This is a genomic window from Serratia sp. CY76391 (assembly GCF_052166695.1).
Lineage (GTDB): Bacteria > Pseudomonadota > Gammaproteobacteria > Enterobacterales > Enterobacteriaceae > Serratia > Serratia nematodiphila.
In genome coordinates this window covers 1123797-1147896 of record NZ_JBJNOJ010000001.1, presented here as the reverse complement: position 1 = coordinate 1147896, position 24100 = coordinate 1123797, and the positions used below count along the sequence as shown (strand labels likewise).

The following is a 24100-nucleotide window of genomic DNA, read 5'->3' as shown; positions in this document are numbered from 1 at the left end:
AGATACCTGAATGAGCACTTCCGATAGCCGTAACCGTTCTTCATCCCCTCGTTATTCTCTGCCCGATCGCGCGGGCGATCTGCGCCAGCTGGGGCAACTGACCGGCGCGGCCTGCGCCGTGGAGTGCGCCGAGATCGTCGAGCGCCACCCTGGCCCGGTGATGCTGATCGCGCCGGATATGCAAAACGCCCTGCGGCTGCGCGACGAGATCCAGCAGTTCACCGATCAGATGGTGACCACGCTGTCCGACTGGGAAACCCTGCCGTACGACAGCTTCTCGCCGCATCAGGAAATCATCTCGGATCGTTTGTCGAGCCTGTATCACCTGCCGACCATGGCGCGCGGCGTGATCATTCTGCCGGTCAACACCCTGATGCAGCGCGTCTGCCCGCACGAATTCCTGCACGGCCACGCGCTGGTGATGAAGAAAGGCCAGCGCCTGTCGCGCGATAAGCTGCGCGCGCAGCTGGAACAGGCCGGTTACCGCAGCGTCGATCAGGTGATGGAGCACGGCGAATTCGCCACCCGCGGCGCATTGCTCGATCTTTATCCGATGGGCAGCGATGAGCCTTACCGCATCGACTTCTTCGATGACGAAATCGACAGCCTGCGCATCTTCGACGTCGATACCCAGCGCACGCTGAGCGAAGTCGAGGCCATCAATCTGTTGCCGGCCCACGAGTTCCCCACCGACAAGAACGCCATCGAGCTGTTCCGCAGCCAGTGGCGCGAGCAGTTTGAGGTGCGTCGCGACGCCGAGCACATCTATCAGCAGGTCAGCAAAAGCGCCTGGCCCGCCGGTATCGAATACTGGCAGCCGCTGTTCTTCAGCCAGCCGCTGCCGTCGCTGTTCAGCTACCTGCCGGCCAATACGCTGATCGTCAATACCGGCGATCTGGAGGGCGCCGCCGAGCGCTTCTGGCAGGACGTCAACCAGCGTTACGAAAGCCGCCGCGTCGATCCGATGCGCCCGCTGCTGGCGCCGGATACGCTGTGGCTGCGCGTTGACGCGCTGTTCGGCGAGCTGAAAGCCTGGCCGCGCATCGCGCTGAAAACCGATGAGCTGCCGGCCAAGGCCGGCAATACCAATCTGGATTACCATGCCCTGCCCGATCTGGCGGTGCAGGCGCAGCATAAATCCCCGCTGGATAATCTGCGGCGCTTTATCGAAGGCTTCGACGGCAGCGTGATTTTCTCCGTCGAGAGCGAGGGGCGGCGTGAAACGCTGCAGGATCTGCTCGGCCGCATCAAGCTGGCTCCGGCGCTGATCCAGCGTCTCGATCAGGCGGAGACGACAGGCCGTTACATGATGGTCGGCGCCGCCGAACACGGCTTCCTCGACGGCCTGCGCCAGCGTGCGCTGATCTGCGAAAGCGATCTGCTCGGCGAGCGCGTCAGCCGCCGCCGGCAGGACAACCGGCGTACCATCAACACCGATACCCTGATCCGCAACCTGGCGGAGCTGCATCCCGGCCAGCCGGTGGTGCACCTGGAGCACGGCGTTGGCCGCTACGTCGGCCTGACCACGCTGGAAGCCGGCGGCATCAAGGCTGAATACCTGATCCTCTCCTACGCCGGTGAGGACAAGCTGTACGTACCGGTGTCTTCGCTGCATCTGATCAGCCGCTACGCCGGCGGTGCGGATGAAAACGCTCCGTTGCACAAACTGGGCGGCGACGCCTGGACGCGCGCGCGGCAGAAAGCCGCCGAGCGGGTGCGCGACGTGGCGGCCGAGCTGCTGGATATCTACGCCCAGCGCGCCGCCAAGGCCGGTTTCGCCTTCAAACACAACCGCGAGCAGTACCAGCTGTTCTGCCAGAGCTTCCCGTTCGAAACCACGCCGGACCAGGAACAGGCGATCAATGCGGTGCTGAGCGACATGTGCCAGCCGCTGGCGATGGACCGCCTGGTGTGCGGCGACGTCGGCTTCGGCAAAACCGAAGTGGCGATGCGCGCCGCCTTCCTGGCGGTGGAAAACGGCAAGCAGGTGGCGGTGCTGGTGCCGACCACCCTGCTGGCGCAGCAGCACTTCGACAACTTCCGCGATCGCTTCGCCACCTGGCCGATCCGCATCGAGATGATGTCGCGCTTCCGCAGCGCCAAAGAGCAGCAGCAGGTGCTGGACGACGCGGCCGAAGGCAAAGTGGACATCATCATCGGCACGCACAAACTGCTGCAGAGCGAGCTGCGCTGGAAAGATTTGGGGCTGCTGATCGTCGATGAAGAACACCGCTTTGGCGTGCGCCACAAGGAGCGCATCAAGGCGATGCGCGCCGACGTCGATATCCTGACGCTGACCGCCACGCCGATCCCGCGTACGCTGAACATGGCGATGAGCGGCATGCGCGATCTGTCGATCATCGCCACTCCGCCGGCGCGCCGGCTGGCGGTGAAGACCTTCGTGCGCGAATACGACAGTCTGGTGGTGCGCGAGGCGATCCTGCGCGAAGTGCTGCGCGGCGGCCAGGTTTACTACCTCTACAACGACGTGGAAAACATCGAGAAAGCGGCGCAACGCCTGGCTGAGCTGGTGCCGGAGGCGCGCATCGCCATCGGTCACGGTCAGATGCGCGAACGCGATCTGGAACGGGTGATGAACGATTTCCACCACCAGCGCTTCAACGTGCTGGTGTGCACCACCATCATCGAAACCGGCATCGATATCCCCAGCGCCAACACCATCATCATCGAGCGGGCCGATCGCTTCGGCCTGGCGCAGCTGCACCAACTGCGCGGCCGCGTCGGGCGTTCGCACCATCAGGCTTACGCCTATCTGTTGACGCCAAACCCGAAAGCCATGGGCACCGACGCTCATAAACGGCTCGAGGCCATCGCATCGCTGGAAGATCTCGGCGCCGGTTTCGCGCTGGCGACTCACGATCTGGAAATCCGCGGCGCCGGTGAGCTGCTGGGCGAAGACCAGAGCGGCCAGATGACCACCGTCGGCTTCTCGCTCTATATGGAGCTGCTGGAAAGCGCCGTCGACGCGTTGAAAAACGGCCGCGAACCGTCGCTGGAAGATCTCACCAGCAACCAGACCGAGGTGGAGCTGCGCATGCCGGCGCTGCTGCCGGAAGATTTCATTCCCGACGTCAATACCCGCCTGTCGCTGTATAAGCGTATCGCCAGCGCGAAGAACGACGGTGAGCTTGACGAGCTGAAGGTCGAGCTGATCGACCGCTTCGGTCAACTGCCGGATGCGGCGCGCAATCTGTTGCAGTGTGCGGCACTACGCCTGCACGCGCAGAAACTGGGGATCAAACGCATCGAGAGCAACGAGCGCGGCGGCTTTATCGAGTTCGGCGACAACAACCGCGTCGATCCGGGTTATCTGATCGGCCTGTTGCAGGGCAATCCGCAGGTTTACCGCCTGGACGGCCCGAGCAAGCTGAAGTTCACGCTCGATCTAACCGATCGCCAAAAACGCCTGGCGTTCACCGAAGAGCTGCTGAACGCCTTCCGCGAACACACGCTGGCGGTCTGAGCCAATGTCCCCGCCGTGGCGGCGGGGGCGGCTTATTCGCGCGGGAATCCGGCGCCCAGCGGCGCCAGCTGCATCACGCGGCTGGTCACCACCCGGTTTTTGCCGCTGCGCTTCGCCTCATACAAGGCCTCGTCGGTCATGGCGATCGCCTTGTCCAGCGTCATGCCCGGCAGATACAGCGACACGCCGATCGACAGCGTGATGTGCGCTTCGTCGTGCGCATTCAGCAAGAACGTCGAGCTTTCAACCGCGCTGCGAATGCGCTCCGCCACCCCGCCGATGACCTGCGGATCGTAGCTGGCGGTGATCACCATAAACTCCTCGCCACCGTAGCGCCCGACGAAGTCCTCATTGCGCACGCTGTTTTGCAGCAGCCGGCCGACGCTGGCCAGCAGCACGTCACCGGCCGGATGGCCGTAGGTATCGTTGATGCTTTTGAAGTTATCCAAATCGAGGATCATCAGCCCGCACGGGCGGCGCTCGGCACGCTGCAGCATCAGCTGATAATCGACGCTGGCGCGGTTGTTGATGTGGGTCAGGCTGTCCGTGGTGGCGCGCGCGCGCATCGCGAAATAGGCATAGATATGGCGCTCTTTGAAATTCAGCGCATGATAGCAAATCGCCAGACAGAGCGCGGAAACCGCCTGGTACAGCAACACATCCGGCCACAGCCCGCTCATGTCCACCAGCAGCCACACCACCGCGATGCGATACAGCGCGATGATGCCGATCGTCAGGTAAAACGTCCGGTGGGATTTTTTCAGCCACACGCGCGACAGCAGCAGCGGCGCGACGATCGAGGCGATGAACAGGTTATCGACGGTGAAACCGCCGGTCAGCATCATGGCGAACAGAAAACTCACCAGCCCGCTGACGCCGCCGCCGAAGAAAGTCACCAATATCATCGGGATCATCGCAAAGCTGTAATGCACCTTATCGGTCAGCTCCAGCCGATCCTGGCTCAAATACAGCACCGCCACCCCGGCCAGCAGGCCGAAAACAACGCGCTTCCACAGTGCGGATTGATAAGAAAAAGGGGCATTCTTGCTGAGAAGGAAATAGCTTATCGACAACGTCGCGTAGGTGATGCAGGCGTCGCTGTAAAGGGTAGAAATGGACGCAATGTAAGTCATAAATTGTCAGCGCGCTCCTCGGGATCGCCAGGGGGTAATGTGCAGACGTTGAATAACGCATCCCTGTCGTCTCCGCTTCGGCGGCGGCCATTTATACCCGTCGTCTTTCAAACCGCAGCGTTGTTACCTGCACGCTCTCACCCCAGTCACTTACCTGAGTAAGCTCCTGGGGATGCGATCGCTGGGCGCCTAGCTGCAATTTGAAATCCATAGGGATACACAGTCTATTAATAGAGTAGCAGTTCTATCTTATCGCCAAGCCGTCTATCTCACGACGCCCGCTTCAGGCTACTCTGTGCGTTGTGTTATCGGGGGAGAACCGCATGAATATCGACGATGAACTGCAAGCGCTCAGCGAACAGGAAGCGACGCTGGCCTTTACCCATTTTGACGCCGCCACCGCCTGGGAACTGGGCGCGGCGCTGAAAACCGCCGCCGAGCGGCGCGGCCTGAGCATCGCCATCGAGATCCAACTTGCCGGGCAGACGCTGTTTTATTACGCCATGCCGGGGGCAACGCCGGACATTGCCGACTGGGTGCGGCGCAAGCGCAATCTGGTGAACCATTTTCACAAAAGCTCTTACGCCATCGGCCTGCGCCTGCAGCAGCGGCAAACGTCGCTGGAGGAGCGTTACGGGCTGAGCGTGCGTGACTATTCGGTGCACGGCGGCGCCTTCCCGCTCACCCTGACCGGCCTCGGCTGCGTCGGCAGCATCAGCATCTCCGGCGCGCCGCAGAAGGAAGATCACCAGCTGCTGGTGAGCACTTTAGCCCACTTTCTCGGCTTATCCCTGCCCGCCCTGCAATAACCGTTAAAACCTTGACTGTCACCTTTCTTGTCAGCCGCAGAATCTGCGGCTGACTTCTCTATTATCGAAATTTAGCGCCGAACAAAAGGGCGACTCTCTGATTTCCTGCGCCAAATTGATACAGGTCTGGTAATCCGCTGAACAAAAGGCGTATGGTATCTGTCACGTGACAAGACGGACCTCATCGGGCCCGCCATTCCTTTCACTTTTGAAGATTTGGTACGCACCGTAGATGAAAAGGCATGAAATCAACAAAATTCGCCCCTTCAGCGCGCTGATAGACGCCTGCTGGCGGGAACCTTATAACCTGGCGCGGTTGCTGAAAGACGCTATCGCCGGGGTGACGGTCGGCATTATCGCCATTCCGCTGGCGATGGCGCTGGCGATCGCCAGCGGCGTGCCGCCGCAGTATGGTCTGTATACCGCCGCCATCGCCGGCATCGTCATCGCCGTCAGCGGCGGTTCGCGCTACAGCGTCTCCGGCCCCACCGCCGCCTTCGTGGTGATCCTCTATCCGGTTTCTCAGCAGTTCGGCCTGGCCGGCCTGCTGGTCGCCACGCTGATCTCCGGGGTATTTCTGCTGTTGATGGGGCTCGCGCGCTTTGGCCGGCTGATCGAGTACATTCCGCTGCCGGTGACGCTCGGCTTTACCTCCGGTATCGCCATCACCATCGCCACCATGCAGATTAAGGACTTTTTCGGCCTGCAGCTGGCGCACACGCCGGAAAACTACGTCGGCAAGCTGTACGCTCTGCTGCAGGCGCTGCCGACGCTGGATCTCGGCGATACCCTGATCGGCGCGGTGACGCTGCTGATCCTGATCTTCTGGCCCAAACTCGGCCTGCGGGTGCCCGGCCACCTGCCGGCGCTGCTGGCGGGCACCGCGCTGATGGGGCTGCTGACGCTGTTTGACCACCCGGTGGCAACCATCGGCTCCCGCTTCAGCTACCTGCTGGCCGACGGCAGCAGCGGCCAGGGCATTCCGCCGATCCTGCCACAGCTGTTGCTGCCCTGGGATCTGCCGGGCGGCGGCGGGCAACCGTTCACCCTGAGTTGGCAAACCGTTTCCGCGCTGCTACCGGCGGCATTTTCAATGGCAATGCTCGGCGCGATTGAGTCGCTGCTGTGCGCGGTGGTGCTCGACGGCATGACCGGCAAGAAGCATAACTCGAACAGCGAATTAATCGGCCAGGGTGCGGGCAACATCATCGCGCCGTTCTTCGGCGGCATCACCGCGACCGCTGCGATTGCCCGATCGGCCGCCAACGTGCGCGCCGGCGCCACCTCGCCGGTGTCCGCCATCATCCACGCACTGCTGGTGCTGTTGGCGCTGCTGGTTCTGGCGCCGTGGCTCTCTTATCTGCCGCTGGCGGCGATGGCGGCGCTGCTGTTGATGGTCGCCTGGAACATGAGCGAAGCGCACAAAGTGATTTACCTGCTGCGCCGGGCGCCGAAGGACGACATTCTGGTGCTGCTGCTGTGCATGTCGCTGACGGTGCTGTTCGACATGGTGATCGCCATTACCGTGGGCATCGTGCTGGCGTCGCTGCTGTTTATGCGCCGCATCGCCCGCATGACGCGGCTGAGCGAGCTGAGCGCCGACGATGGCCGCCTGGTGCTGCGAGTGAATGGCCCGCTGTTCTTCGCCGCCGCCGAGCGTATCTTTAGCGAACTGTTGGCACGCAGCGAGGATTACCGGACGATCGTGCTGCAGTGGGATGCGGTGCCGGTGCTCGACGCCGGCGGCCTGAACGCCCTGCGGCGCTTTATCGACGTGCTGCCGGCGGATAAAAAGCTGGTGATCACCGACGTGCCGTTCCAGCCGCTGAAAACCCTGGCGCGCGCGCGGGTGCAGCCGATCGAGGGCCGCTTGCAGTTCTACCCGACGCTGCCGGAAGCGCTGGCGGCCACCGGCGCCTAAACGTAAAAAAGCCCGACGCGTCGGGCTTTTTTTTGGCGATGAGCGCTTAGTTGCTGGTATCCAGCTCCGGGAAGCTCTTCACCAGGTCGTCGATGGCTTTCATCTGCGCCAGGAACGGTTCCAGCTTGTCCAACGGCAGCGCGGACGGCCCGTCGCACTTGGCGTTGTTCGGATCCGGGTGCGCTTCGAGGAACAGCCCTGCCAGGCCAACCGCCATGCCGGCACGCGCCAGCTCGGCCACCTGAGCGCGACGGCCGCCGGACGCGGCGCCGAACGGATCGCGGGTCTGCAGCGCGTGGGTCACGTCGAAGATCACCGGATGGCCGCCGGTCACGTTCTTCATCACGTTGATGCCCAGCATGTCGACCACCAGGTTGTCATAGCCAAAGTTGCTGCCGCGATCGCACAGGATCACCTGGTCGTTGCCGCCCTCTTTGAACTTGTCGACGATGTTGCCCATCTGCCCCGGGCTGACGAACTGCGGCTTCTTGACGTTGATTACCGCGCCGGTTTTCGCCATCGCTTCCACCAGATCGGTCTGACGCGCCAGGAAGGCCGGCAGTTGAATCACGTCAACCACTTCGGAAACCGGCTGCGCCTGCGCCGCTTCGTGCACGTCGGTGATGATTTTCACGCCGAAGGTTTTTTTCAGCTCTTCGAAGATCTTCATCCCTTCTTCCAGGCCCGGACCGCGGTACGAGTGAATGGAAGAACGGTTGGCCTTGTCGAAAGAGGCTTTGAATACGTAAGGAATGCCCAGTTTTTGCGTCACGGTGACGTAGTGCTCGCAGATGCTCATCGCCAGGTCGCGCGATTCCAGCACGTTCATACCGCCAAACAGCACAAACGGCAGATCGTTTGCTACGTCGATGTCGCCAATGCTAACCACTTTCTGTTTCATGCTTTCGCCTTTGTTAAGGTTGTAACCGTCGCCTTGCAAACTGCACGGAGTCATTGAATTAATGCAGCGTCACCTGTTTCGGTTCAATCGAATGGATCTGCACTTTGATCACCTCGCTGACCGGGTCTTCAGGACACTGCTCGACAAAATAGTTGAGATCGGAAATCGCGATGTGGTTGCACTCCAGCTGGGCATAAATCAGCCCGCGGTCGCGGATCTCGTACGGATCTTCCGGATCGAAGCACAACACCGTTTCACTGGTGCGCAGCGCCATTTCCAGCTGCTTTTCTTCCATCAGAGCGGCCTTCAGCGTATCCAGCATCTTGCGCACCACCATGATGTTCTCGGATTCGTCGAGATCGTCGTCTTCCAGCTCGGCACCCAAGCCCAGGTTGCCCTTAATCCACACTTCCAGCTGGTGTTCGCTCAGGGTTTCGCCGTTCAGCGGGTTGATCAGCCACAGCTCTTCATCCAGCCAATCGGCGCGCAGGATCAGCTGAGTGGGGAAAATCACCGGCAGCAGCGGCAGATCCAGCGCGTTGGCGATGTGCAGGAAGATGGTGCCGAGCGAAACCGGCGTGCCCTGCCGCCCCTCCAGCACCTTGTCCAGCCAGATGGCGTCCGACAGGCGGTACACGCCGCTGGCGCCGCCGAATCCCCAGGTCTTGTAGAACAGTTCAATGAGCGCATCCAGTTGCTGCTCCTGAGTGATATCGGCCGGCACCACCGCGCGCGCTTCGTCCACCAGCTGTTGCAGCTTGCGCTCCACGTCGGCAGCCGGGAAATCGCGCCGCACCGACTGCGACACCAGGATCACCCCTTCGCTCAGCGGCGAGGTGTTAAATTCAAAATCAGCAATGCTACTCATAGGTATCCCATCAGAAACGGTATTTTCGTCGTGGCAAGTTTAATTATCAGGTACAGGCAGCCCAACGCCAGCACGAACGCCACGGTTCGCAGCCGCTGACTTTTGGTCTTCTTGCCCAATGCGACGTAGCCAAGCAGGATATAGATAATAACGCCAAACAGCTTCTCGGTCAGCCATGAGTCCATACCCAGCAGCGGATAAAACCCGAACGTCACCACCAGCGCGATACCGCTGACGAACAGCAGCGTGTCATTCAGGTGCGGCGCTATCTTGACCCAGCGACGCCCCATGATCGGCGAACGGCGCCACTGCCAAAAGAAACGCAGCACAAACAAGGTAATACTGATGGCGACCGTCAGCAAATGGAAATGTTTCAACGCGGTGTATGCAGTCATGATGCTCCCTTAAATGGCTCGGGCGTCGTTATTATGAGGGCGCTTATCCCGGCCATTGGCCGAGCGTCACGCGGTCGTTGTCGCCGTAATCACGGTGGGTGGCGACAGCGGAAAATCCGGCGGCCTGCAGCAACGCGCGCACGCTCTCACCCTGCTGCCAGCCATGTTCCAACAGCAGCCAGCCCTGCGGCTGCAGATAGTGCGGCGCCTGGCGCACGATGGCGGCCAGATCCGCCAAGCCATGCTCGGCGGCGACCAGCGCGCTGCCCGGCTCGAAGCGCACGTCGCCCTGCGACAAATGCGGATCGGCGGCGTCGATATAGGGCGGATTGCTGGCGATCAGCGCGAAACGTTGCCCCGCGACTGGCGCAAACCAGCTGCCCTGTAAAAATCGGACGTTGTCGATCTTCAGCTTGTGCGCATTGTGCTGCGCCAGCGCAACCGCCTCCGGCTGCACATCGACGCCGATAGCCGAACAATCCGGGCGCTCGCTGGCCAGCGCCAGCGCGATGGCGCCGGTGCCGGTGCCGAGATCGAGGAAGTGGCAGGGTTGCGGTGGCAGGCGCGCCAACGCCAGCTCCACCAGGCATTCGGTATCCGGGCGCGGGATTAGCGTCGCGGGCGAGACCGACAGCGGCAGCGACCAAAACTCGCGCTCACCCACCAGATAGGCCACCGGCTCACCGCGTTCGCGGCGCGCCAGCAGCGTCTCCAGTTGCTGTTGCTGCGGCGGCGTCAGCACGGTTTCCCCGAACGCCATCAGGAAGGTTCTGGCCTTGCCGGTCACGAAACCCAACAGGATTTCCGCGTCGCGCCGGGCGCTGTCGCTGTGGGTCAAACGCGCGGCGACGGCTTTCAGCCAGTGTTGATAATCCATCACTCTTGCTCGGCGGACAGCGCCGCCAGCTGATCGGCCTGATACTCCTGCACGATCGGCTGGATCAGCATGTCCAGTTTGCCTTCCATCACTTCATCCAGGCGGTAAAGCGTCAGGTTGATGCGGTGGTCGGTCACCCGCCCCTGCGGGAAGTTGTAAGTGCGGTTACGGTCGGAACGATCGCCGCTGCCCAGCAGGTTGCGGCGAGTGGACGCCTCGGCCTGCTGGCGCTTGGCCATCTCGGCGGCACGAATGCGCGCGCCCAGCACCGACATCGCCTTGGCTTTGTTTTTGTGCTGTGAACGTTCGTCCTGGCACTCCACCACGATGCCGGTCGGCAGGTGGGTAATGCGGATCGCCGAGTCGGTGGTGTTAACGTGCTGGCCGCCGGCGCCGGAGGAGCGGAAGGTGTCGATTTTCAGATCGCCCGGGTTGATATCCGGCAGCTCGGCTTCCGGCACTTCCGGCATCACCGCCACGGTGCAGGCGGAGGTGTGGATGCGCCCCTGGGATTCGGTTTCCGGCACGCGCTGCACGCGGTGGCCGCCGGATTCAAACTTCAGCTGGCCGTACACGCCGTCGCCGGAAACTTTGGCGATCACTTCTTTGAAGCCGCCGTGTTCGCCTTCGTTGGCGCTCATCACCTCGACGCGCCAGCGGCGGCCTTCGGCGTAACGGCTGTACATGCGGAACAGATCGCCGGCGAAGATCGCCGCCTCATCGCCGCCGGTGCCGGCGCGCACTTCGAGGAAACAGCTGCGCTCATCATCCGGATCTTTCGGCAGCAGCAACACCTGCAGCTGCTGTTCCAGCGCTTCGCTGGTCGCCCGCGCCTGTTTCAGCTCTTCCTGCGCCATCTCGCGCATCTCCGGATCGTCCAGCATCATTTCCGCCGTCTCCAGATCCTCCTGCACCTGACGCCATTCCAGGAAGCAGCGGCTGACGTCGGTCAGCTGCGCGTATTCTCGCGACAGCGCGCGGAACCGGTCTTGGTCGGCGATAACGCCGGCATCGCCGAGCAGCGCCTGCACTTCTTCATGGCGCTCTTGTAACGCTTCCAGTTTGGCAACAATAGAAGGCTTCATGCGTGGTAATAAACCCTGTTAATAGAGAAAACTAATGCTGATCCAGCCCGAGGCTGTCGCGTAATAACTGCAACCGCTCCACGTCGCCGTCGCCGGCGGCCTGCTGGAGGGATTTGGTAGGGGCATGAATAAGACGGTTGGTCAGTTTATGGGCCAGCTCGTGAATAACCTGCTCCACGTTGGCGCCCTGCGCGATGGCGGCCAGCGCTTTGGCCTCCATCTCTGCGCGGATCTGGTCGGCCTGCGAACGGTAGTCGCGGATGGTTTCCACCGCGCCCTGCGAACGCAGCCAAGCCATGAAGTTGGTGCTTTCCTGCTGCACGATCGATTCCGCCTGCACCGCCGCCGCTTTGCGCTGCGCCAGATTGCTTTGAATGATGGCGTGCAGATCGTCCACGCTGTAAAGATAAGCGTTGGCCAGCTTGCCGACTTCCGGTTCGATATCGCGCGGTACGGCGATATCCACCAGCAGCATCGGCTGGTTGCGGCGCGCTTTCAGCGCCCGCTCAACCATCCCTTTGCCGATGATCGGCAGCGGGCTGGCGGTGGAACTGATAATGATGTCGGCGTCCGCCAGACGCTCGTCGATCTCCGGCAGGGTGATCACTTCCGCGCCGACTTCCTCCGCCAGCAATTGCGCGCGCTCGCGGGTGCGGTTGGCGATGATCATATGCCGCACTTTGTGCTCGCGCAGGTGGCGCGCCACCAGCTCGATGGTTTCACCGGCGCCCACCAGCAAGACGTTGAGATCGGCCAGCGATTCGAAAATCTGCCGCGCCAGCGTACAGGCGGCGAACGCCACAGAGACCGCGCTGGCGCCGATTTCGGTTTCGGTGCGCACGCGCTTGGCGACGGAGAAGGATTTCTGGAACAGGCGCTCCAGCTCGCCGGACAGCGACTGGCCGCGTTGGGATTCGGCGAAGGCCTTTTTCACCTGGCCGAGGATTTGCGGTTCGCCCAGCACCAGCGAGTCCAACCCGCTGGCCACCCGCATCAGATGGCTAACCGCATCGTTGCCTTGATGCCAGTAGAGGCTTTTCTTCACCTCTTCCGGACGCAGATTGTGGTAGGCGCACAGCCAGGCGACCAGCTGTTCGTGCATGTGCTCCTGCTGCTCCACGCTGAGGTACAGCTCGGTGCGGTTGCAGGTGGACAACACGACGCCGCCCTGCACCAACGGTTGTTGGAGCAAGCTGGTCAGCGCCTCATCGATGGACTCTGGCGAGAAGGTCACCCTTTCACGCAGAGAAACCGGAGCGGTTTTATGATTTATACCTAACGCCAGCAGGGTCATTGCTTCGAGTAATACTTCTGTTGGTACGGGTTCTCGTTGAGCGGCATTCTACTTGATGCGCGGGATCAATAAAAGTAACAACCGCATCTTCCGTTCAATCGCTGTCATAGACGACATCAATTAATGAATAAGTAATAAATACAGCGGGATAAATAGTCAAAGGGTAGGTTGATGGTTTAAATTTTAGCGCAGTTTGCGAAGACGCGCACGCTATTCGGCGCACATAACGGCGGCGTTTGCGCAACTCTGCACCGCTTATCGGGAGCGCCTCCCCCGCCTTCAGGCGATTGTGTTACGCTTAATGGCAACCCCGACGCGCGCACCGCGTTGGGACTACGCCGATAAACGCGGCAAGATTCAACGCGATGCAGCAAAAAATTGACGCGCCGCCGCCGCCCCGTTAGCGTGAGCGCTGAATCCGGGTTTCGTCGCGCATGCCCGCAAGGACAAAAGGACAAGAAAAAGTTATGCCAATACGCAAAGTTAGTTTGCTCCGTCTGATCCCGCTGGCCAGCCTGGTGCTGGCCGCCTGTACCACCACCAAGCCAACCGGCCCGGCCACCAGCCCGACCTCACCGCAGTGGCGCGCCCATGAGCAGGCGGTGCAGCAGCTTAGCACCTATCAGACCCGCGGCTCCTTCGCCTACTTGTCTGATCAGAAAAAAGTCTATGCCCGCTTCTTCTGGCAGCAGTTTTCGCCGGAGCGCTACCGCCTGCTGCTGACTAACCCGCTGGGCAGCACGGAAATGGATCTCAACGTACAGAAAAACGTGGTGCAGCTGACCGACAATCAGGGCAAACGCTACGTCAGCGACAACCCGGAAGAGATGATCCGCAAGCTGACCGGGATGGCGATCCCGCTGAACAACCTGCGCCAGTGGATGGTCGGCCTGCCGGGCGAAGCCAGCGATTTTGCGCTGGATGACCAATATCGCCTGAGCAAACTGACCTACCAGCAAGGCGGTCAAACCTGGAAGGTGGATTACCAGAGCTACAGCACCGAGGTCCAGCCGACGCTGCCGAACCGTCTGGAGCTGCAGCAGGGCGACCAACGCATCAAACTGAAAATGGATAACTGGACGCTCAAATGATCCGCCAGTGGCCCTCCCCCGCGAAGCTCAACCTGTTTCTGTACATTACCGGCCGTCGTGAAGACGGCTATCACCTGCTGCAGACGCTGTTCCAGTTTTTGGACTACGGCGACACCCTGACCATTGACCCGCGCCAGGACGATCGCATTAACCTGCTGACGCCGGTCGACGGCGTGCCGGATGAGCAGAACCTGATCGTGCGCGCCGCCCGCCTGCTGCAGCGCTATTGTGATGAGCAGGGTCTGCAGACCGCACCGCGCGGCGCCGACATCAGCATCGACAAGCGCCTGCCGATGGGCGGCGGTTTGGGCGGCGGCTCCTCCAACGCCGCCACCGTGCTGGTGGCGCTGAACGAACTGTGGCGCTGCGGCCTTGACGACGACCAACTGGCAGAGCTGGGGCTCAGCCTTGGCGCCGACGTGCCGGTGTTCGTGCGCGGCCACGCCGCCTTCGCCGAAGGCATCGGCGAGCGCCTGCAGCCGGCCGAGCCGCAGGAAAAATGGTATCTGGTGGCGCATCCTGGCGTCGGTATCCCGACACCGCTTATCTTCGGCGACCCCGAATTGAAAAGAGACACCCCGGTTCGCTCCTTAAGTGAGCTGTTGCAGGCGCCGTACGCAAATGATTGCGAACCGATCGCAAGAAAACGTTTTCGCGAGGTTGAACAGCTTCTTTCATGGCTGTTAGAATACGCCCCGTCACGCCTGACTGGCACAGGTGCTTGTGTGTTTGCTGAATTCGACACAGAAATCGCCGCCCGTCAGGTGTTAAATCAAGCCCCGGAGTGGTTGTGTGGTTTTGTAGCGCGCGGCGTTAACGTCTCCCCACTACATCGCATTCGTTCCGGGCGGTTTGAGTCGTAGCTCAACGTTTCGCTGCGCAGGGTCATGCACACCTGGCCCTGTTATCCCTGCGCTGCCTGCGGTCTCAATTTTAGTTTTACATACCCGTATGTATATTGCGCCGGCGTCGCCGACTGCCCCTTGGCGATGTCGTATGACAATATCTTCTCTGGACGCAAGCCTGAGGTTCTTCTCGTGCCTGATATGAAGCTTTTTGCTGGTAACGCCACCCCGGAACTAGCACAACGTATTGCCAACCGTTTGTACACCAGCCTTGGTGACGCCGCTGTAGGTCGTTTTAGCGACGGCGAAGTGAGCGTGCAAATCAACGAAAATGTACGCGGCGGTGATATTTTCATCATCCAGTCCACCTGTGCCCCGACCAACGACAACCTGATGGAACTGGTTGTGATGGTCGACGCCCTGCGTCGCGCCTCCGCAGGGCGTATTACCGCCGTTATCCCTTACTTCGGCTATGCCCGCCAGGATCGCCGCGTGCGTTCCGCGCGTGTGCCAATCACCGCCAAGGTGGTTGCCGATTTCCTCTCCAGCGTAGGGGTTGACCGCGTTCTGACGGTGGATCTGCATGCTGAGCAGATTCAAGGCTTCTTCGACGTACCGGTAGACAACGTGTTCGGCAGCCCGATCCTGCTGGAAGACATGCTGCAGCAGAACCTGGAAAACCCGATCGTGGTTTCCCCGGACATCGGCGGCGTCGTGCGCGCCCGCGCTATCGCCAAACTGCTGAACGACACCGACATGGCCATCATCGACAAACGTCGCCCGCGCGCGAACGTTTCTCAGGTGATGCACATCATCGGTGACGTGGCAGGCCGCGACTGCGTGCTGGTCGACGACATGATCGACACCGGCGGCACCTTGTGTAAAGCGGCCGAAGCGTTGAAAGAACGCGGTGCCAAGCGCGTATTCGCCTACGCGACGCACCCGATCTTCTCCGGCAACGCCGTGGACAACATCAAGAACTCGGTGATTGATGAAGTGATCGTCTGCGACACCATTCCGCTGTCGCCGGAAATCAAGGCACTGAAAAACGTTCGCACTCTGACCCTGTCCGGCATGCTGGCTGAAGCCATCCGCCGCATCAGCAACGAAGAGTCGATCTCTGCGATGTTCGAGCATTAATTCGTCGTCTTTCCGGTGCGGCGCCCACTGCGCCGGAAAGATAGCGCGCCCGACAGCAGAAAAAGAAAAACCCGTTGGTGCGCGAGCAACAACGGGTTTTCTACTTGTAGTCCGACATGACCTCAAACCTTAATGCACGGCAGATGTTCCCTTGCCCCGCTCTTGCTTCCCTTCTGCTTTTTTAATCAATGCGACGAACGATGTTGATCGTTGCGGCACCGTTTATCAAAGTGTTTTACCCACCAGTAGCGATCCGCCACCTGTTCGCGGCCGCCGATACGCGCGCCCACCAGCCACAACAGCGCACCGACGAAGATGCTCATGATGGCGCCGTGGGCGAAAAATTGCGGCAGATTGAACTGGGATACTTCAGCAATAATTGAGTATCCGACACCGCCGATCATCACGACCAGTCCCAGCCCCATAAAAAAGTTGCCCACTCTGTCCGCGCTTCTACGTTTCATATGCCACCTCCATGATTGCCATGTGCCAACCGGGATAACGCTGCAACTTGTTAACCCACTTTGATAAGTTAAGTATAGTCCCTGTTGCGGCAAGGGGATTGCGGAGGCGATCACAAATGGTAAAGAATTATTGACACTTCTTAACACGGCGCTGAAAATTAGCGGACAAATTGAATTATTCAGCTAATGAATCATTCGTCTTTCTTACCCAGGGCGACGGCGGAGATCGGGTTTTGTCATTCATCGCCCCGACAGGTAGACTAAGGCCCTTTCCATTACCCTGATCATAGCGAATCTCCCAGTGAGCAGTATTAAATTGATAGTCGGCCTGGCCAACCCGGGCGCGGAATACGCCCAGACGCGCCACAACGCCGGCGCCTGGTACGTCGATCTGCTGGCCCAGCGCCACAATCAGCAGTTAAAAGAAGAGAGCAAGTTCTTCGGCTACACCGCCCGTTTGAACCTGGCGGGCAACGACGTGCGCCTGCTGGTGCCGACCACCTTCATGAACCTGAGCGGCAAAGCGGTGCTGGCGATGGCCAACTTCTACCGCATCGAACCAAGCGAGATCCTGGTGGCGCACGACGAGCTGGATCTGCCGCCCGGCGTGGCCAAAATCAAGCTCGGCGGCGGCAACGGTGGCCACAACGGCCTGAAAGACATCCAAAACAAGTTCGGCAACAACCCGAACTTCTATCGCCTGCGCATCGGTATCGGCCATCCGGGCGACAAGAACAAGGTGGTGGGCTTCGTGCTCGGCAAGCCGCCGGCCAGCGAACAGAAGATGATTGACGAAGCGATCGACGAGTCGCTGCGCTGCACCGAAATGCTGATGAAGGACGGGCTGGAAAAAACCGTTCAGCGCCTGCACAGCTTCAAGGCGCAGGCCTGAACCTTGCCGCAGCGGGCGTCCTGCCCGCTGCCTGCTTTTAGCCGCGCGGGTTGAAGGTTTCCTCGCCCACGCGGCGCCCATCGGCGGTGAAGCCCTCTTCCGCCACGTAATACTGCGGATCGTCCAGCTCATGGCTGCAGAACGGCCCGGCGCGCTTGAGCAAGCGCACGCAGTCATTGCTCAGGTGGCGCAGACGAATGCTTTTCCCCGCCGCCAGATAACGCGCCGTCAGCTTATCGATAGCCTCTACGCCGCTGGAATCCATCACCCGGGTGCCGGCAAAATCCAGCACCACATTCTGCGCATCGCTCTGCGGATCGAACAGCTCGGCGAAAGCGGCGGCGGAGCCGAAGAACAATGGGCCATCCAGTTGATACACCGCCACGTCGCCCGTTACCTGCCGCTGGCGCACGCGGATGCGCGCCTGCTGCCAGGCGAACACCAGCGCCGAGATAATCACCCCGCTGATCACCGCCACCGCCAGATCGGTAAAGATGGTGATCAGCGTGACGACGATCATTACCAGCGCGTCGGCTTTCGGCATGCGGCGCAAGCGGCGCAGCGAGCTCCACTCGAAGGTGTTGTAACACACCACCAGCATCACCCCGGCCAGCGCCGCCACCGGCAGCAGGCCGATATAGCGCGACAGGCTGACCACGAACAGAATCAGCAGGATAGCGCCCACCGTGCCGGAGATGCGCCCGCGCCCGCCCGAGGTGAAGTTGATGATCGACTGGCCGATCATCGCGCAGCCGGCGAAGCAGCCGAACAGGCCGCATACCGCGTTACCGGCGCCCTGCGCGATACTCTCGCGATTGCCGTTGCCCTTCTTGCCGCCCATTTCATCCAGCACCGTCATGGTCAGCAGCGATTCAATCAAACCGACCAGGGCGATCACCACCGCATAGGGCAGCACCACCCGCACCATCTCCAGGGTAAACGGCGCCGTCGGCAGACTAAAGTGCGGCAGCGCGCCGGAAATGTCCGCCAGATCGCCCACCCGAAGCGTGTGCAGGTTGAGGCCGATCGCCAACGCCGAGACCACCAGCAGCGCCGCCAGCGAAGACGGAATGGCTTTGGTGAGGCGCGGGAACAGCACCACCACCGCAATCGCCAGCACCACCAGGCCGTACATCAGCGGCCCCTGCCCGGCGATCATCTTCAACTGCGCCAGCATGATGACGATCGCCAGGCCGTTGACGAAGCCGTGGATCGCCGGCAGCGGCACCAGACGAATGAACTTGCCCAGCCGGAAGGCGCCGATCAGGATTTGAATCGCCCCGGCAAACAGCGTGGCCCACAGCACGTAACCCATGCCGTACTGCGCCGCCAGGCTCATCAGCACCACCACAATGGAGCCGGCGGCGCCGGAAACCATGCCCGGTTTGCCGCCGAACAGCGCCGTGACCAGGCCGATAATAAACGCGGTATGCAAGCCGACAATTGGCGAAAGACCGGCGACCAGCGAAAAGCCGACCGCCTCGGGGATCATCGAAACCGCCACCACAAAGCCCGCCAGGACTTCATTTTTAACGTCCGCGATCCTGACGTTACTCAGGTTAAACATGCATTATTCACTTATGACAGATGACATCATCTCCCCGCGTAGCGGGTATGGGGTACCGCAAGGCGCGGCAGAGTGCAGGCGGGCACAGCTCAGGGTGGCGTAGGCAAGAAATACATCCGGCGCGTTTCCTGTCGGTTAATCGGAATGGCCAGTATGGGTAAATGTGATCCAAATCTCAAATAAAAACCGGCCGTCCGCGCTGCGTTCGCCCCGGCCAAGCAAGTCTGATCGAGATAAACGCCCATTACGTGTATAATGGCGGCATTATTTTGCCCTTTATGCAGTCGGTTAAATCTAACCAACTGATAGTTAAGATATTTAAGGTGATTACAACATGGGATTCAAATGCGGTATCGTCGGCCTGCCTAACGTAGGCAAATCCACCCTGTTCAACGCGTTGACCAAAGCGGGCATTGAAGCAGCCAACTTCCCGTTCTGCACCATTGAACCGAACACCGGTGTGGTGCCGATGCCCGATCCGCGTCTGGATAAGCTGGCCGAGATCGTCAAGCCGCAGCGCATTCTGCCAACCACCATGGAATTCGTCGACATCGCCGGCCTGGTGAAAGGCGCGTCCAAAGGTGAAGGCCTGGGCAACCAGTTCCTGACCAACATCCGCGAAACCGAAGCCATCGGCCACGTGGTGCGCTGCTTCGAGAACGACAACATCATCCACGTCAACAACAAGGTCGATCCGGCCGAAGATATCGACGTCATCAACACCGAGCTGGCGCTGTCTGACCTGGACACCTGCGAACGCGCTATCCACCGCGTGCAGAAAAAAGCCAAAGGCGGCGACAAAGATGCCAAGGCCGAGCTGGCGGCGCTGGAGAAATGCCTGCCGCACCTGGAAAACGCCGGCATGCTGCGCGCGCTGGATCTGACCGCGGAAGACAAAGCGGCGATCAAATACCTGAGCTTCCTGACGCTGAAGCCGACCATGTACATCGCCAACGTCAACGAAGACGGCTTCGAGAACAATCCGTACCTGGATACCGTGCGTAAAATCGCCGACGCCGAAGGCTCCGTGGTGGTTGCCGTGTGCGCCGCCGTGGAATCCGACATCGCCGAGCTGGAAGACGAAGAGCGCGACGAGTTCATGGCCGAGCTGGGCCTGGAAGAGCCGGGCCTGAACCGCGTGATCCGCGCCGGTTACGAGCTGCTGAACCTGCAAACCTACTTCACCGCCGGCGTGAAAGAAGTGCGCGCCTGGACCATCCCGGTCGGCGCCACCGCCCCGCAGGCGGCCGGCAAGATCCACACCGACTTCGAGAAAGGCTTTATCCGCGCGCAAACCATCTCCTATGACGACTTCATCACCTACAAGGGTGAGCAAGGCGCCAAAGAAGCCGGCAAAATGCGCTCCGAAGGTAAAGACTACATCGTCAAAGACGGCGACGTGATGAACTTCTTGTTCAACGTCTAACCCCTTCCCCGCAGCGTTTTTCTCCGCGGCCGGAAACGGAAAAATCCACGCTTCAGCGTGGATTTTTTATTTTCGGGAAGGAACCCGCCAGCGCTTGAAGCAGTGCGGCATCGCCCCAGCAGAACCTTTATTTATTTAACCGAGGGAAAAGCGCCAGGCCGTTATTTCGGTTGAAGCTTGCTTTTTGCACATCAGTCAGGTTTGTTTCGGCGTCGAGAATATGATTAAACTTAGCGGCGACGGACTCCGGTGCATAAGGATAATCGCTGCCGAAAAGAATATTGTTATGATTCGCAAACGTCAGCAGGCTGGAAAATGCATTCGGGCCGGAAGACAATGCGGTATCAAAATAAAAACGCTTAAATTTATCGTTCAATTCCTGAGCTGACGGCCCATTTGGATTAAGCGATTCCGCCAGCAATGTAAAGCGCAGAACGGCATAAGGCAGGAATCCACCGGCATGCGAAAGAATAATTTTCACGTTAGGATAATTGTCCATAATGCCGTTCAACACCATATGGACGGCATTGCGGGCAGTATCAAACGGATAATCAACCAAGGGACCCGGAACGCCATCCAGCAAATCCATGATGGGATGACCAGGGTGAATGAAAACAACGGCAGAGCGTTGATTTAGCGCAGCCCAAAGCGGAGCCCACTTTTTATCCCCTAAATAAACCCCTTCATAGTTGGTTAATAACACCACGCCATCGGCTTTCAGCACATCCAGCGCATACTCCACTTCCAGCACCGCCCCCTCAACGTCCGGCAACGGCACGGTCGCGAAGTTACCAAACCGCGTAGGGTACTTCGCCACCAGATCCGCCGTATACTCATTGACTTTTCTGGCCATATCGCGGCGCGCCTGGCCTTCCCAGCCAACCACGCTCGGCGCGGTTAACGACAGGACGCTGGTCGCTATTTGCTGTTTGTCCATATAGCCCAGATGGTCGTCCGCCGTCCATTTGGGCAGAGACCAACCGGATGGATCGCCGCCGTGGCTGGGCAGCGCGCTGCCCCAAAAAGGTGGGACCAGGTGAGTATGAACATCGATTCTGGCTAATGAATTCATTTAACGCCTCCACTATGCATATATTCGGTCTTTGAAACAGATAGCAACATGCTGAGTGTTGTTGACTAACCCGCATTCCAGAAATAATCTACACTTTAACGTGAGTTCTATTAGAGGGTATTTTCATGGTCGCTATATATCCAATTCATTTTTTTGAACGACTGATGCAGGAATCTAATCCATGAATTTTCGCCATATCCAGGCATTCCTGGCTCTCGTTGAAGAAAAACATTTCGGCAAGGCGGCTAAGCGAATTCATGTTACACAGTCGGCTTTCAGCATGCAGATAAAAGCGCTGGAAGAAGAAATTGGTGCACCACTTTTTATTCGCACCAACCGCAATGTCGAACTTACCGAAGTAGGAGAGATATTTTTAAAAAATGCACCGGATATTTATGAAAAAATAAAAAGCGCGCTTGACGAAACCAAAGCAGCAGCGAAAGGTGAGAATGGCAATGTGCGCATCGGATTTGTCGGCAATGCCGTCGCGGCGGGATTAGTCACCGCCGATATTCATCGATTTAAAGCAGAGCATCCCGGCGTTAACTTCCGCGCCAAAGAGATGTCTTACTGGAAACAAATCGATGAGATCGTCAACGGAAATATCGACGTCAGCTACTGCCCCAATCTGGATCTCAAAATCCCACCGGGGCTCGGCCTTATACCCATTAAAAAGTTTGACTGGGTCGTCGTGATTCAGGAAGACTCCGATCTGGCGAAAAAAGAGACCTTGAAAAAAGAAGACCTCTCGGGACGAGACTTTATCATCTACTCGGAAAACAGCGGAGAGGATGGCCAGCTTCGTATCCTGAAAGCCATTCTTGAAGAAGACGTCCAGGTTTCCTATCGGCTGGACAGCACACTAAGCGTGCTCGCCATGGTGGCTTCTGGCCTGGGCATCGCTATCGTTCCTTCTACACTATCCTCAATCAAGCTGCCTAACATTACCTACAGAGCGATCCCCGGTGTCGATAACGTGACTGAGTTTTTTTTCATCTATCGTGAGAATGAAAAATCCGCCATCGTTAATGCCTTCATATCAGATGTAAAAAGTAATCTATGACTTTCGTCGATTTCTCCTCCCCCCACGCTTAATCTCGCCCCTCTTTGAACGCGAAGATAAAAACCGACACTCATCGCTGCCTTTAAGCATTAGGCATTCCGAAGACGCCGCTACCCCTCCCACACCGAAGGCCGATTCTCGCTGCGCCACCTCTCCCCCGCCGCCGTCCCCGGCGCCGGCGGTTTCAATCCGTCAATGGTCCACAGCGAGAACGGCGTTTCGTCCACGTGCAGCTCCCAGCGCAGCCCGCGTGCAGCGATGTAGGGTTGCAGGATGCGGGTGCAGGCCGCTAGGAATTGCTGCTGCTCTGCGTCGTTGTCCATGGCGCGCGCGATATGGTCGATGGTCACCCGCACGAAGTCATCGGCCGCTTCGCCGCCGAGATACGCCGTGCCGGGCGGCAGTGCGTGGAAGAACACGTTGACGTAGAAACGCGGCAAAAAGTCCTGATACAGGGCGGTGACCTTCTGCGCGATCGCGCGTTTATCGGCGGCGCTGAAGGCCGGCTCCGGGTGGTAAATCTGCCACAGTGGCATCGCGTTATCTCCTAGGTTTTCCGGCCGGCGTTCAAGCCATCAGCCGCTGTTAATGATAAACTCCAATAATAAGAGTAATAACTCCAATTATTGAAGTTATCAAGCCGAGGCGATAAAATTATCGGCAATCAGGCGGCAAGCGGAGGTAAGGCAACGTGAAAGCAAAAGGGTTTGAAGGCATGACGTGCTCGGTGGCGCACGTGCTGTCAGCTCTGGGCGATCGCTGGGGCGCGATCCTCATGCGCGATCTATTGCTGGGGCTCTCGCGCTATGACGATTTGCGCCAATCGACCGGCATCACCAACAATACGCTGACCGATCGCCTCAAGGCCCTGGAAAGCCACGGCCTTATCGAAAAGCGGCAATACCAGACGCGTCCCGATCGCTACGAGTATCTGCCGACGGAGAAGGGAAAAGATCTCGGGCTGCTGGTGATGGCGATGATTCAGATTGGCGACAAATGGAATCTGTCCGAGCTGGCCGGGCCGCCGCTGCGCGTGGTTGACCGCGTAACCGGCCACCCTGCCACCCTGCGCGCAGTGGATGCCGTGACCGGCGAATCGCTGCCGGCGCAAAACCTGGCGCTGACGGCCGGGCCGGGCGCCGACGAAATGACGCAATGGCGGCTGGCCGTCGGCCAAGCCCGTTAACGGCGCGCTACAGCAGCGCAATCATCTTCAGCAATTCCACCCGATTGCGGATGCCGAACTTTTTGCCGGCATTGTTGAGGTGCGAATAAACGGTTTTCGGGTGCAAACTCAGCCGCCGCGCGGTCAGGCGGATATCTTCCGTACGGGCCGTTTCACACAGCACCGCCGCCTCGCCAGGCGTGATCGCCGCCGCCCGATGCCGGCTCACCACGCGCCGTTCGCCCGCCTTTTCCCGGCGGCTCAACGCCGCGCAGGTCTCCCACACCACCCGCAGCGCTTCCCGTTTGTGCAAAATCGCATCCGGCTGCGCCGCCGCGATAAATGCCAGGATCAGCGGCGAAGTTTTATCGACGAAAAACAGTATCCGGACGCCTTCATATTCAGCACGTGAGGCGTGAATAAATCGCAAATACGCTTCGAACCGGTAAATTTCATGGGGAAAATCCATGATAATTAAATCAGGCGCAGGGCTTATATTTTTAATGATATTAATATTGGGCGAGGATAAGGTTATCATTCCTTCTCCCAATAATGTTTTCATCCCCAAACGGCATAGCGGCGAACCGTCGATATAAATCACTCTCACT

At 59.6% G+C, this 24100-nt stretch carries 22 protein-coding genes; 10 read left to right on the top strand and 12 right to left on the bottom strand.

Going from position 1 to position 24100, the window contains the following annotated elements:
* Positions 1 to 10 precede the first annotated feature (10 nt).
* Positions 11 to 3484 (top strand): transcription-repair coupling factor, encoded by a 3474-nt coding sequence (gene mfd / locus ACJ8PN_RS05825; RefSeq protein ID WP_442534703.1) that lies wholly within the window; start codon positions 11 to 13, stop codon positions 3482 to 3484.
* Positions 3485 to 3516: 32 nt separating this feature from the next.
* Here mfd and ACJ8PN_RS05820 read toward each other — a convergent pair whose 3' ends face one another.
* Positions 3517 to 4617 (bottom strand): GGDEF domain-containing protein, encoded by a 1101-nt coding sequence (locus ACJ8PN_RS05820; protein ID WP_275095765.1) that lies wholly within the window; start codon positions 4615 to 4617, stop codon positions 3517 to 3519.
* Positions 4618 to 4940: 323 nt separating this feature from the next.
* On the opposite strand from ACJ8PN_RS05820, the gene ACJ8PN_RS05815 reads away from it, so the two are divergent.
* Both ACJ8PN_RS05815 and dauA read left to right on the top strand, forming a co-directional pair.
* Complete coding sequence (locus ACJ8PN_RS05815; protein ID WP_004941092.1) at positions 4941 to 5426, top strand: heme-degrading domain-containing protein; 486 nt, start codon at positions 4941 to 4943, stop codon at positions 5424 to 5426.
* Positions 5427 to 5658: 232 nt separating this feature from the next.
* Positions 5659 to 7347, top strand: coding sequence for a C4-dicarboxylic acid transporter DauA (dauA, locus tag ACJ8PN_RS05810; RefSeq protein WP_442534702.1), 1689 nt, complete (start codon positions 5659 to 5661; stop codon positions 7345 to 7347).
* 46 nt (positions 7348 to 7393) lie between these two features.
* Here dauA and kdsA read toward each other — a convergent pair whose 3' ends face one another.
* From kdsA to hemA, 6 genes are read right to left on the bottom strand one after another with little or no spacing between them, the layout of a single operon-like run.
* On the bottom strand, positions 7394 to 8248 hold the full coding sequence (kdsA, locus tag ACJ8PN_RS05805) for a 3-deoxy-8-phosphooctulonate synthase (protein WP_004941087.1): 855 nt from the start codon (positions 8246 to 8248) through the stop codon (positions 7394 to 7396).
* Between the two features lie 58 nt (positions 8249 to 8306).
* Positions 8307 to 9116, bottom strand: a complete 810-nt coding sequence (gene sirB1, locus ACJ8PN_RS05800) for an invasion regulator SirB1 (RefSeq protein WP_015377575.1) — start codon at positions 9114 to 9116, stop codon at positions 8307 to 8309.
* Positions 9113 to 9514, bottom strand: a complete 402-nt coding sequence (locus tag ACJ8PN_RS05795; protein ID WP_171455054.1) for a SirB2 family protein — start codon at positions 9512 to 9514, stop codon at positions 9113 to 9115. Before ACJ8PN_RS05795 ends, sirB1 begins: the two co-directional genes overlap by 4 nt.
* Positions 9515 to 9554: 40 nt before the next feature.
* Entirely contained in the window at positions 9555 to 10388 is an 834-nt protein-coding gene (gene prmC, locus ACJ8PN_RS05790; protein WP_442534701.1) for a peptide chain release factor N(5)-glutamine methyltransferase, read from the bottom strand.
* On the bottom strand, positions 10388 to 11473 hold the full coding sequence (gene prfA, locus ACJ8PN_RS05785) for a peptide chain release factor 1 (RefSeq protein WP_004941074.1): 1086 nt from the start codon (positions 11471 to 11473) through the stop codon (positions 10388 to 10390). Before prfA ends, prmC begins: the two co-directional genes overlap by 1 nt.
* 31 nt (positions 11474 to 11504) lie before the next feature.
* Positions 11505 to 12767 carry a glutamyl-tRNA reductase gene (gene hemA / locus ACJ8PN_RS05780; RefSeq protein WP_004941072.1) on the bottom strand — a complete coding sequence of 421 codons (1263 nt, stop codon included), beginning with the start codon at positions 12765 to 12767 and terminating at the stop codon, positions 11505 to 11507.
* A 467-nt stretch (positions 12768 to 13234) separates the two neighbouring features.
* On the opposite strand from hemA, the gene lolB reads away from it, so the two are divergent.
* The 3 genes from lolB (at position 13235) to prs (ending at position 15843) form a co-directional block, all read left to right on the top strand.
* The gene (lolB, locus tag ACJ8PN_RS05775) at positions 13235 to 13858 is read left to right on the top strand and encodes a lipoprotein insertase outer membrane protein LolB (protein ID WP_004941069.1); all 624 of its coding nucleotides are present in this window, start codon (positions 13235 to 13237) and stop codon (positions 13856 to 13858) included.
* Positions 13855 to 14721 (top strand): 4-(cytidine 5'-diphospho)-2-C-methyl-D-erythritol kinase, encoded by an 867-nt coding sequence (ispE, locus tag ACJ8PN_RS05770; RefSeq protein WP_351109874.1) that lies wholly within the window; start codon positions 13855 to 13857, stop codon positions 14719 to 14721. Before lolB ends, ispE begins: the two co-directional genes overlap by 4 nt.
* Positions 14722 to 14895: 174 nt before the next feature.
* On the top strand, positions 14896 to 15843 hold the full coding sequence (gene prs, locus ACJ8PN_RS05765; protein WP_004941061.1) for a ribose-phosphate diphosphokinase: 948 nt from the start codon (positions 14896 to 14898) through the stop codon (positions 15841 to 15843).
* Between the two features lie 185 nt (positions 15844 to 16028).
* On the opposite strand, the gene ychH is transcribed toward prs, so the two are convergent.
* Positions 16029 to 16307, bottom strand: coding sequence for a stress-induced protein YchH (gene ychH / locus ACJ8PN_RS05760; protein WP_004941056.1), 279 nt, complete (start codon positions 16305 to 16307; stop codon positions 16029 to 16031).
* Between the two features lie 301 nt (positions 16308 to 16608).
* On the opposite strand from ychH, the gene pth reads away from it, so the two are divergent.
* Positions 16609 to 17199 carry an aminoacyl-tRNA hydrolase gene (gene pth, locus ACJ8PN_RS05755; RefSeq protein ID WP_021504829.1) on the top strand — a complete coding sequence of 197 codons (591 nt, stop codon included), beginning with the start codon at positions 16609 to 16611 and terminating at the stop codon, positions 17197 to 17199.
* A gap of 37 nt (positions 17200 to 17236) precedes the next feature.
* On the opposite strand, the gene ACJ8PN_RS05750 is transcribed toward pth, so the two are convergent.
* Positions 17237 to 18766, bottom strand: a complete 1530-nt coding sequence (locus ACJ8PN_RS05750; protein WP_442534700.1) for a SulP family inorganic anion transporter — start codon at positions 18764 to 18766, stop codon at positions 17237 to 17239.
* 334 nt (positions 18767 to 19100) lie between these two features.
* On the opposite strand from ACJ8PN_RS05750, the gene ychF reads away from it, so the two are divergent.
* Entirely contained in the window at positions 19101 to 20192 is a 1092-nt protein-coding gene (ychF, locus tag ACJ8PN_RS05745; protein WP_033633304.1) for a redox-regulated ATPase YchF, read from the top strand.
* Between the two features lie 127 nt (positions 20193 to 20319).
* Here the strand turns inward: ychF and ACJ8PN_RS05740 are convergent, their stop codons facing one another.
* Positions 20320 to 21264 (bottom strand): amidohydrolase family protein, encoded by a 945-nt coding sequence (locus ACJ8PN_RS05740; protein ID WP_411261379.1) that lies wholly within the window; start codon positions 21262 to 21264, stop codon positions 20320 to 20322.
* Positions 21265 to 21445: 181 nt separating this feature from the next.
* Here ACJ8PN_RS05740 and ACJ8PN_RS05735 point away from each other — a divergent pair, with 181 nt between their 5' ends.
* Positions 21446 to 22327 carry a LysR family transcriptional regulator gene (locus tag ACJ8PN_RS05735; RefSeq protein ID WP_171453815.1) on the top strand — a complete coding sequence of 294 codons (882 nt, stop codon included), beginning with the start codon at positions 21446 to 21448 and terminating at the stop codon, positions 22325 to 22327.
* A 110-nt stretch (positions 22328 to 22437) separates the two neighbouring features.
* Here ACJ8PN_RS05735 and ACJ8PN_RS05730 read toward each other — a convergent pair whose 3' ends face one another.
* Complete coding sequence (locus ACJ8PN_RS05730) at positions 22438 to 22863, bottom strand: tautomerase family protein (protein ID WP_171453814.1); 426 nt, start codon at positions 22861 to 22863, stop codon at positions 22438 to 22440.
* 155 nt (positions 22864 to 23018) lie between these two features.
* Between ACJ8PN_RS05730 and ACJ8PN_RS05725 the strand changes: the two genes are divergently transcribed.
* The gene (locus ACJ8PN_RS05725) at positions 23019 to 23513 is read left to right on the top strand and encodes a winged helix-turn-helix transcriptional regulator (protein WP_442534699.1); all 495 of its coding nucleotides are present in this window, start codon (positions 23019 to 23021) and stop codon (positions 23511 to 23513) included.
* A gap of 7 nt (positions 23514 to 23520) precedes the next feature.
* On the opposite strand, the gene ACJ8PN_RS05720 is transcribed toward ACJ8PN_RS05725, so the two are convergent.
* Positions 23521 to 24093, bottom strand: a complete 573-nt coding sequence (locus ACJ8PN_RS05720; protein ID WP_442534698.1) for a helix-turn-helix transcriptional regulator — start codon at positions 24091 to 24093, stop codon at positions 23521 to 23523.
* Between the last annotated feature and the right edge of the window lie 7 nt (positions 24094 to 24100).

Bases quoted from the DNA above. Each gene is read 5' to 3' on its own strand.
- mfd (WP_442534703.1), top strand. From the start codon at position 11: ATGAGCACTTCCGATAGCCGTAACCGTTCTTCATCCCCTCGTTATTCT.
- ACJ8PN_RS05820 (WP_275095765.1), bottom strand. From the start codon at position 4,617: ATGACTTACATTGCGTCCATTTCTACCCTTTACAGCGACGCCTGCATC.
- ACJ8PN_RS05815 (WP_004941092.1), top strand. From the start codon at position 4,941: ATGAATATCGACGATGAACTGCAAGCGCTCAGCGAACAGGAAGCGACG.
- dauA (WP_442534702.1), top strand. From the start codon at position 5,659: ATGAAAAGGCATGAAATCAACAAAATTCGCCCCTTCAGCGCGCTGATA.
- kdsA (WP_004941087.1), bottom strand. From the start codon at position 8,248: ATGAAACAGAAAGTGGTTAGCATTGGCGACATCGACGTAGCAAACGAT.
- sirB1 (WP_015377575.1), bottom strand. From the start codon at position 9,116: ATGAGTAGCATTGCTGATTTTGAATTTAACACCTCGCCGCTGAGCGAA.
- prmC (WP_442534701.1), bottom strand. From the start codon at position 10,388: ATGGATTATCAACACTGGCTGAAAGCCGTCGCCGCGCGTTTGACCCAC.
- prfA (WP_004941074.1), bottom strand. From the start codon at position 11,473: ATGAAGCCTTCTATTGTTGCCAAACTGGAAGCGTTACAAGAGCGCCAT.
- hemA (WP_004941072.1), bottom strand. From the start codon at position 12,767: ATGACCCTGCTGGCGTTAGGTATAAATCATAAAACCGCTCCGGTTTCT.
- lolB (WP_004941069.1), top strand. From the start codon at position 13,235: ATGCCAATACGCAAAGTTAGTTTGCTCCGTCTGATCCCGCTGGCCAGC.
- ispE (WP_351109874.1), top strand. From the start codon at position 13,855: ATGATCCGCCAGTGGCCCTCCCCCGCGAAGCTCAACCTGTTTCTGTAC.
- ychH (WP_004941056.1), bottom strand. From the start codon at position 16,307: ATGAAACGTAGAAGCGCGGACAGAGTGGGCAACTTTTTTATGGGGCTG.
- ACJ8PN_RS05750 (WP_442534700.1), bottom strand. From the start codon at position 18,766: ATGTTTAACCTGAGTAACGTCAGGATCGCGGACGTTAAAAATGAAGTC.
- ychF (WP_033633304.1), top strand. From the start codon at position 19,101: ATGGGATTCAAATGCGGTATCGTCGGCCTGCCTAACGTAGGCAAATCC.
- ACJ8PN_RS05740 (WP_411261379.1), bottom strand. From the start codon at position 21,264: ATGAATTCATTAGCCAGAATCGATGTTCATACTCACCTGGTCCCACCT.
- ACJ8PN_RS05735 (WP_171453815.1), top strand. From the start codon at position 21,446: ATGAATTTTCGCCATATCCAGGCATTCCTGGCTCTCGTTGAAGAAAAA.
- ACJ8PN_RS05730 (WP_171453814.1), bottom strand. From the start codon at position 22,863: ATGCCACTGTGGCAGATTTACCACCCGGAGCCGGCCTTCAGCGCCGCC.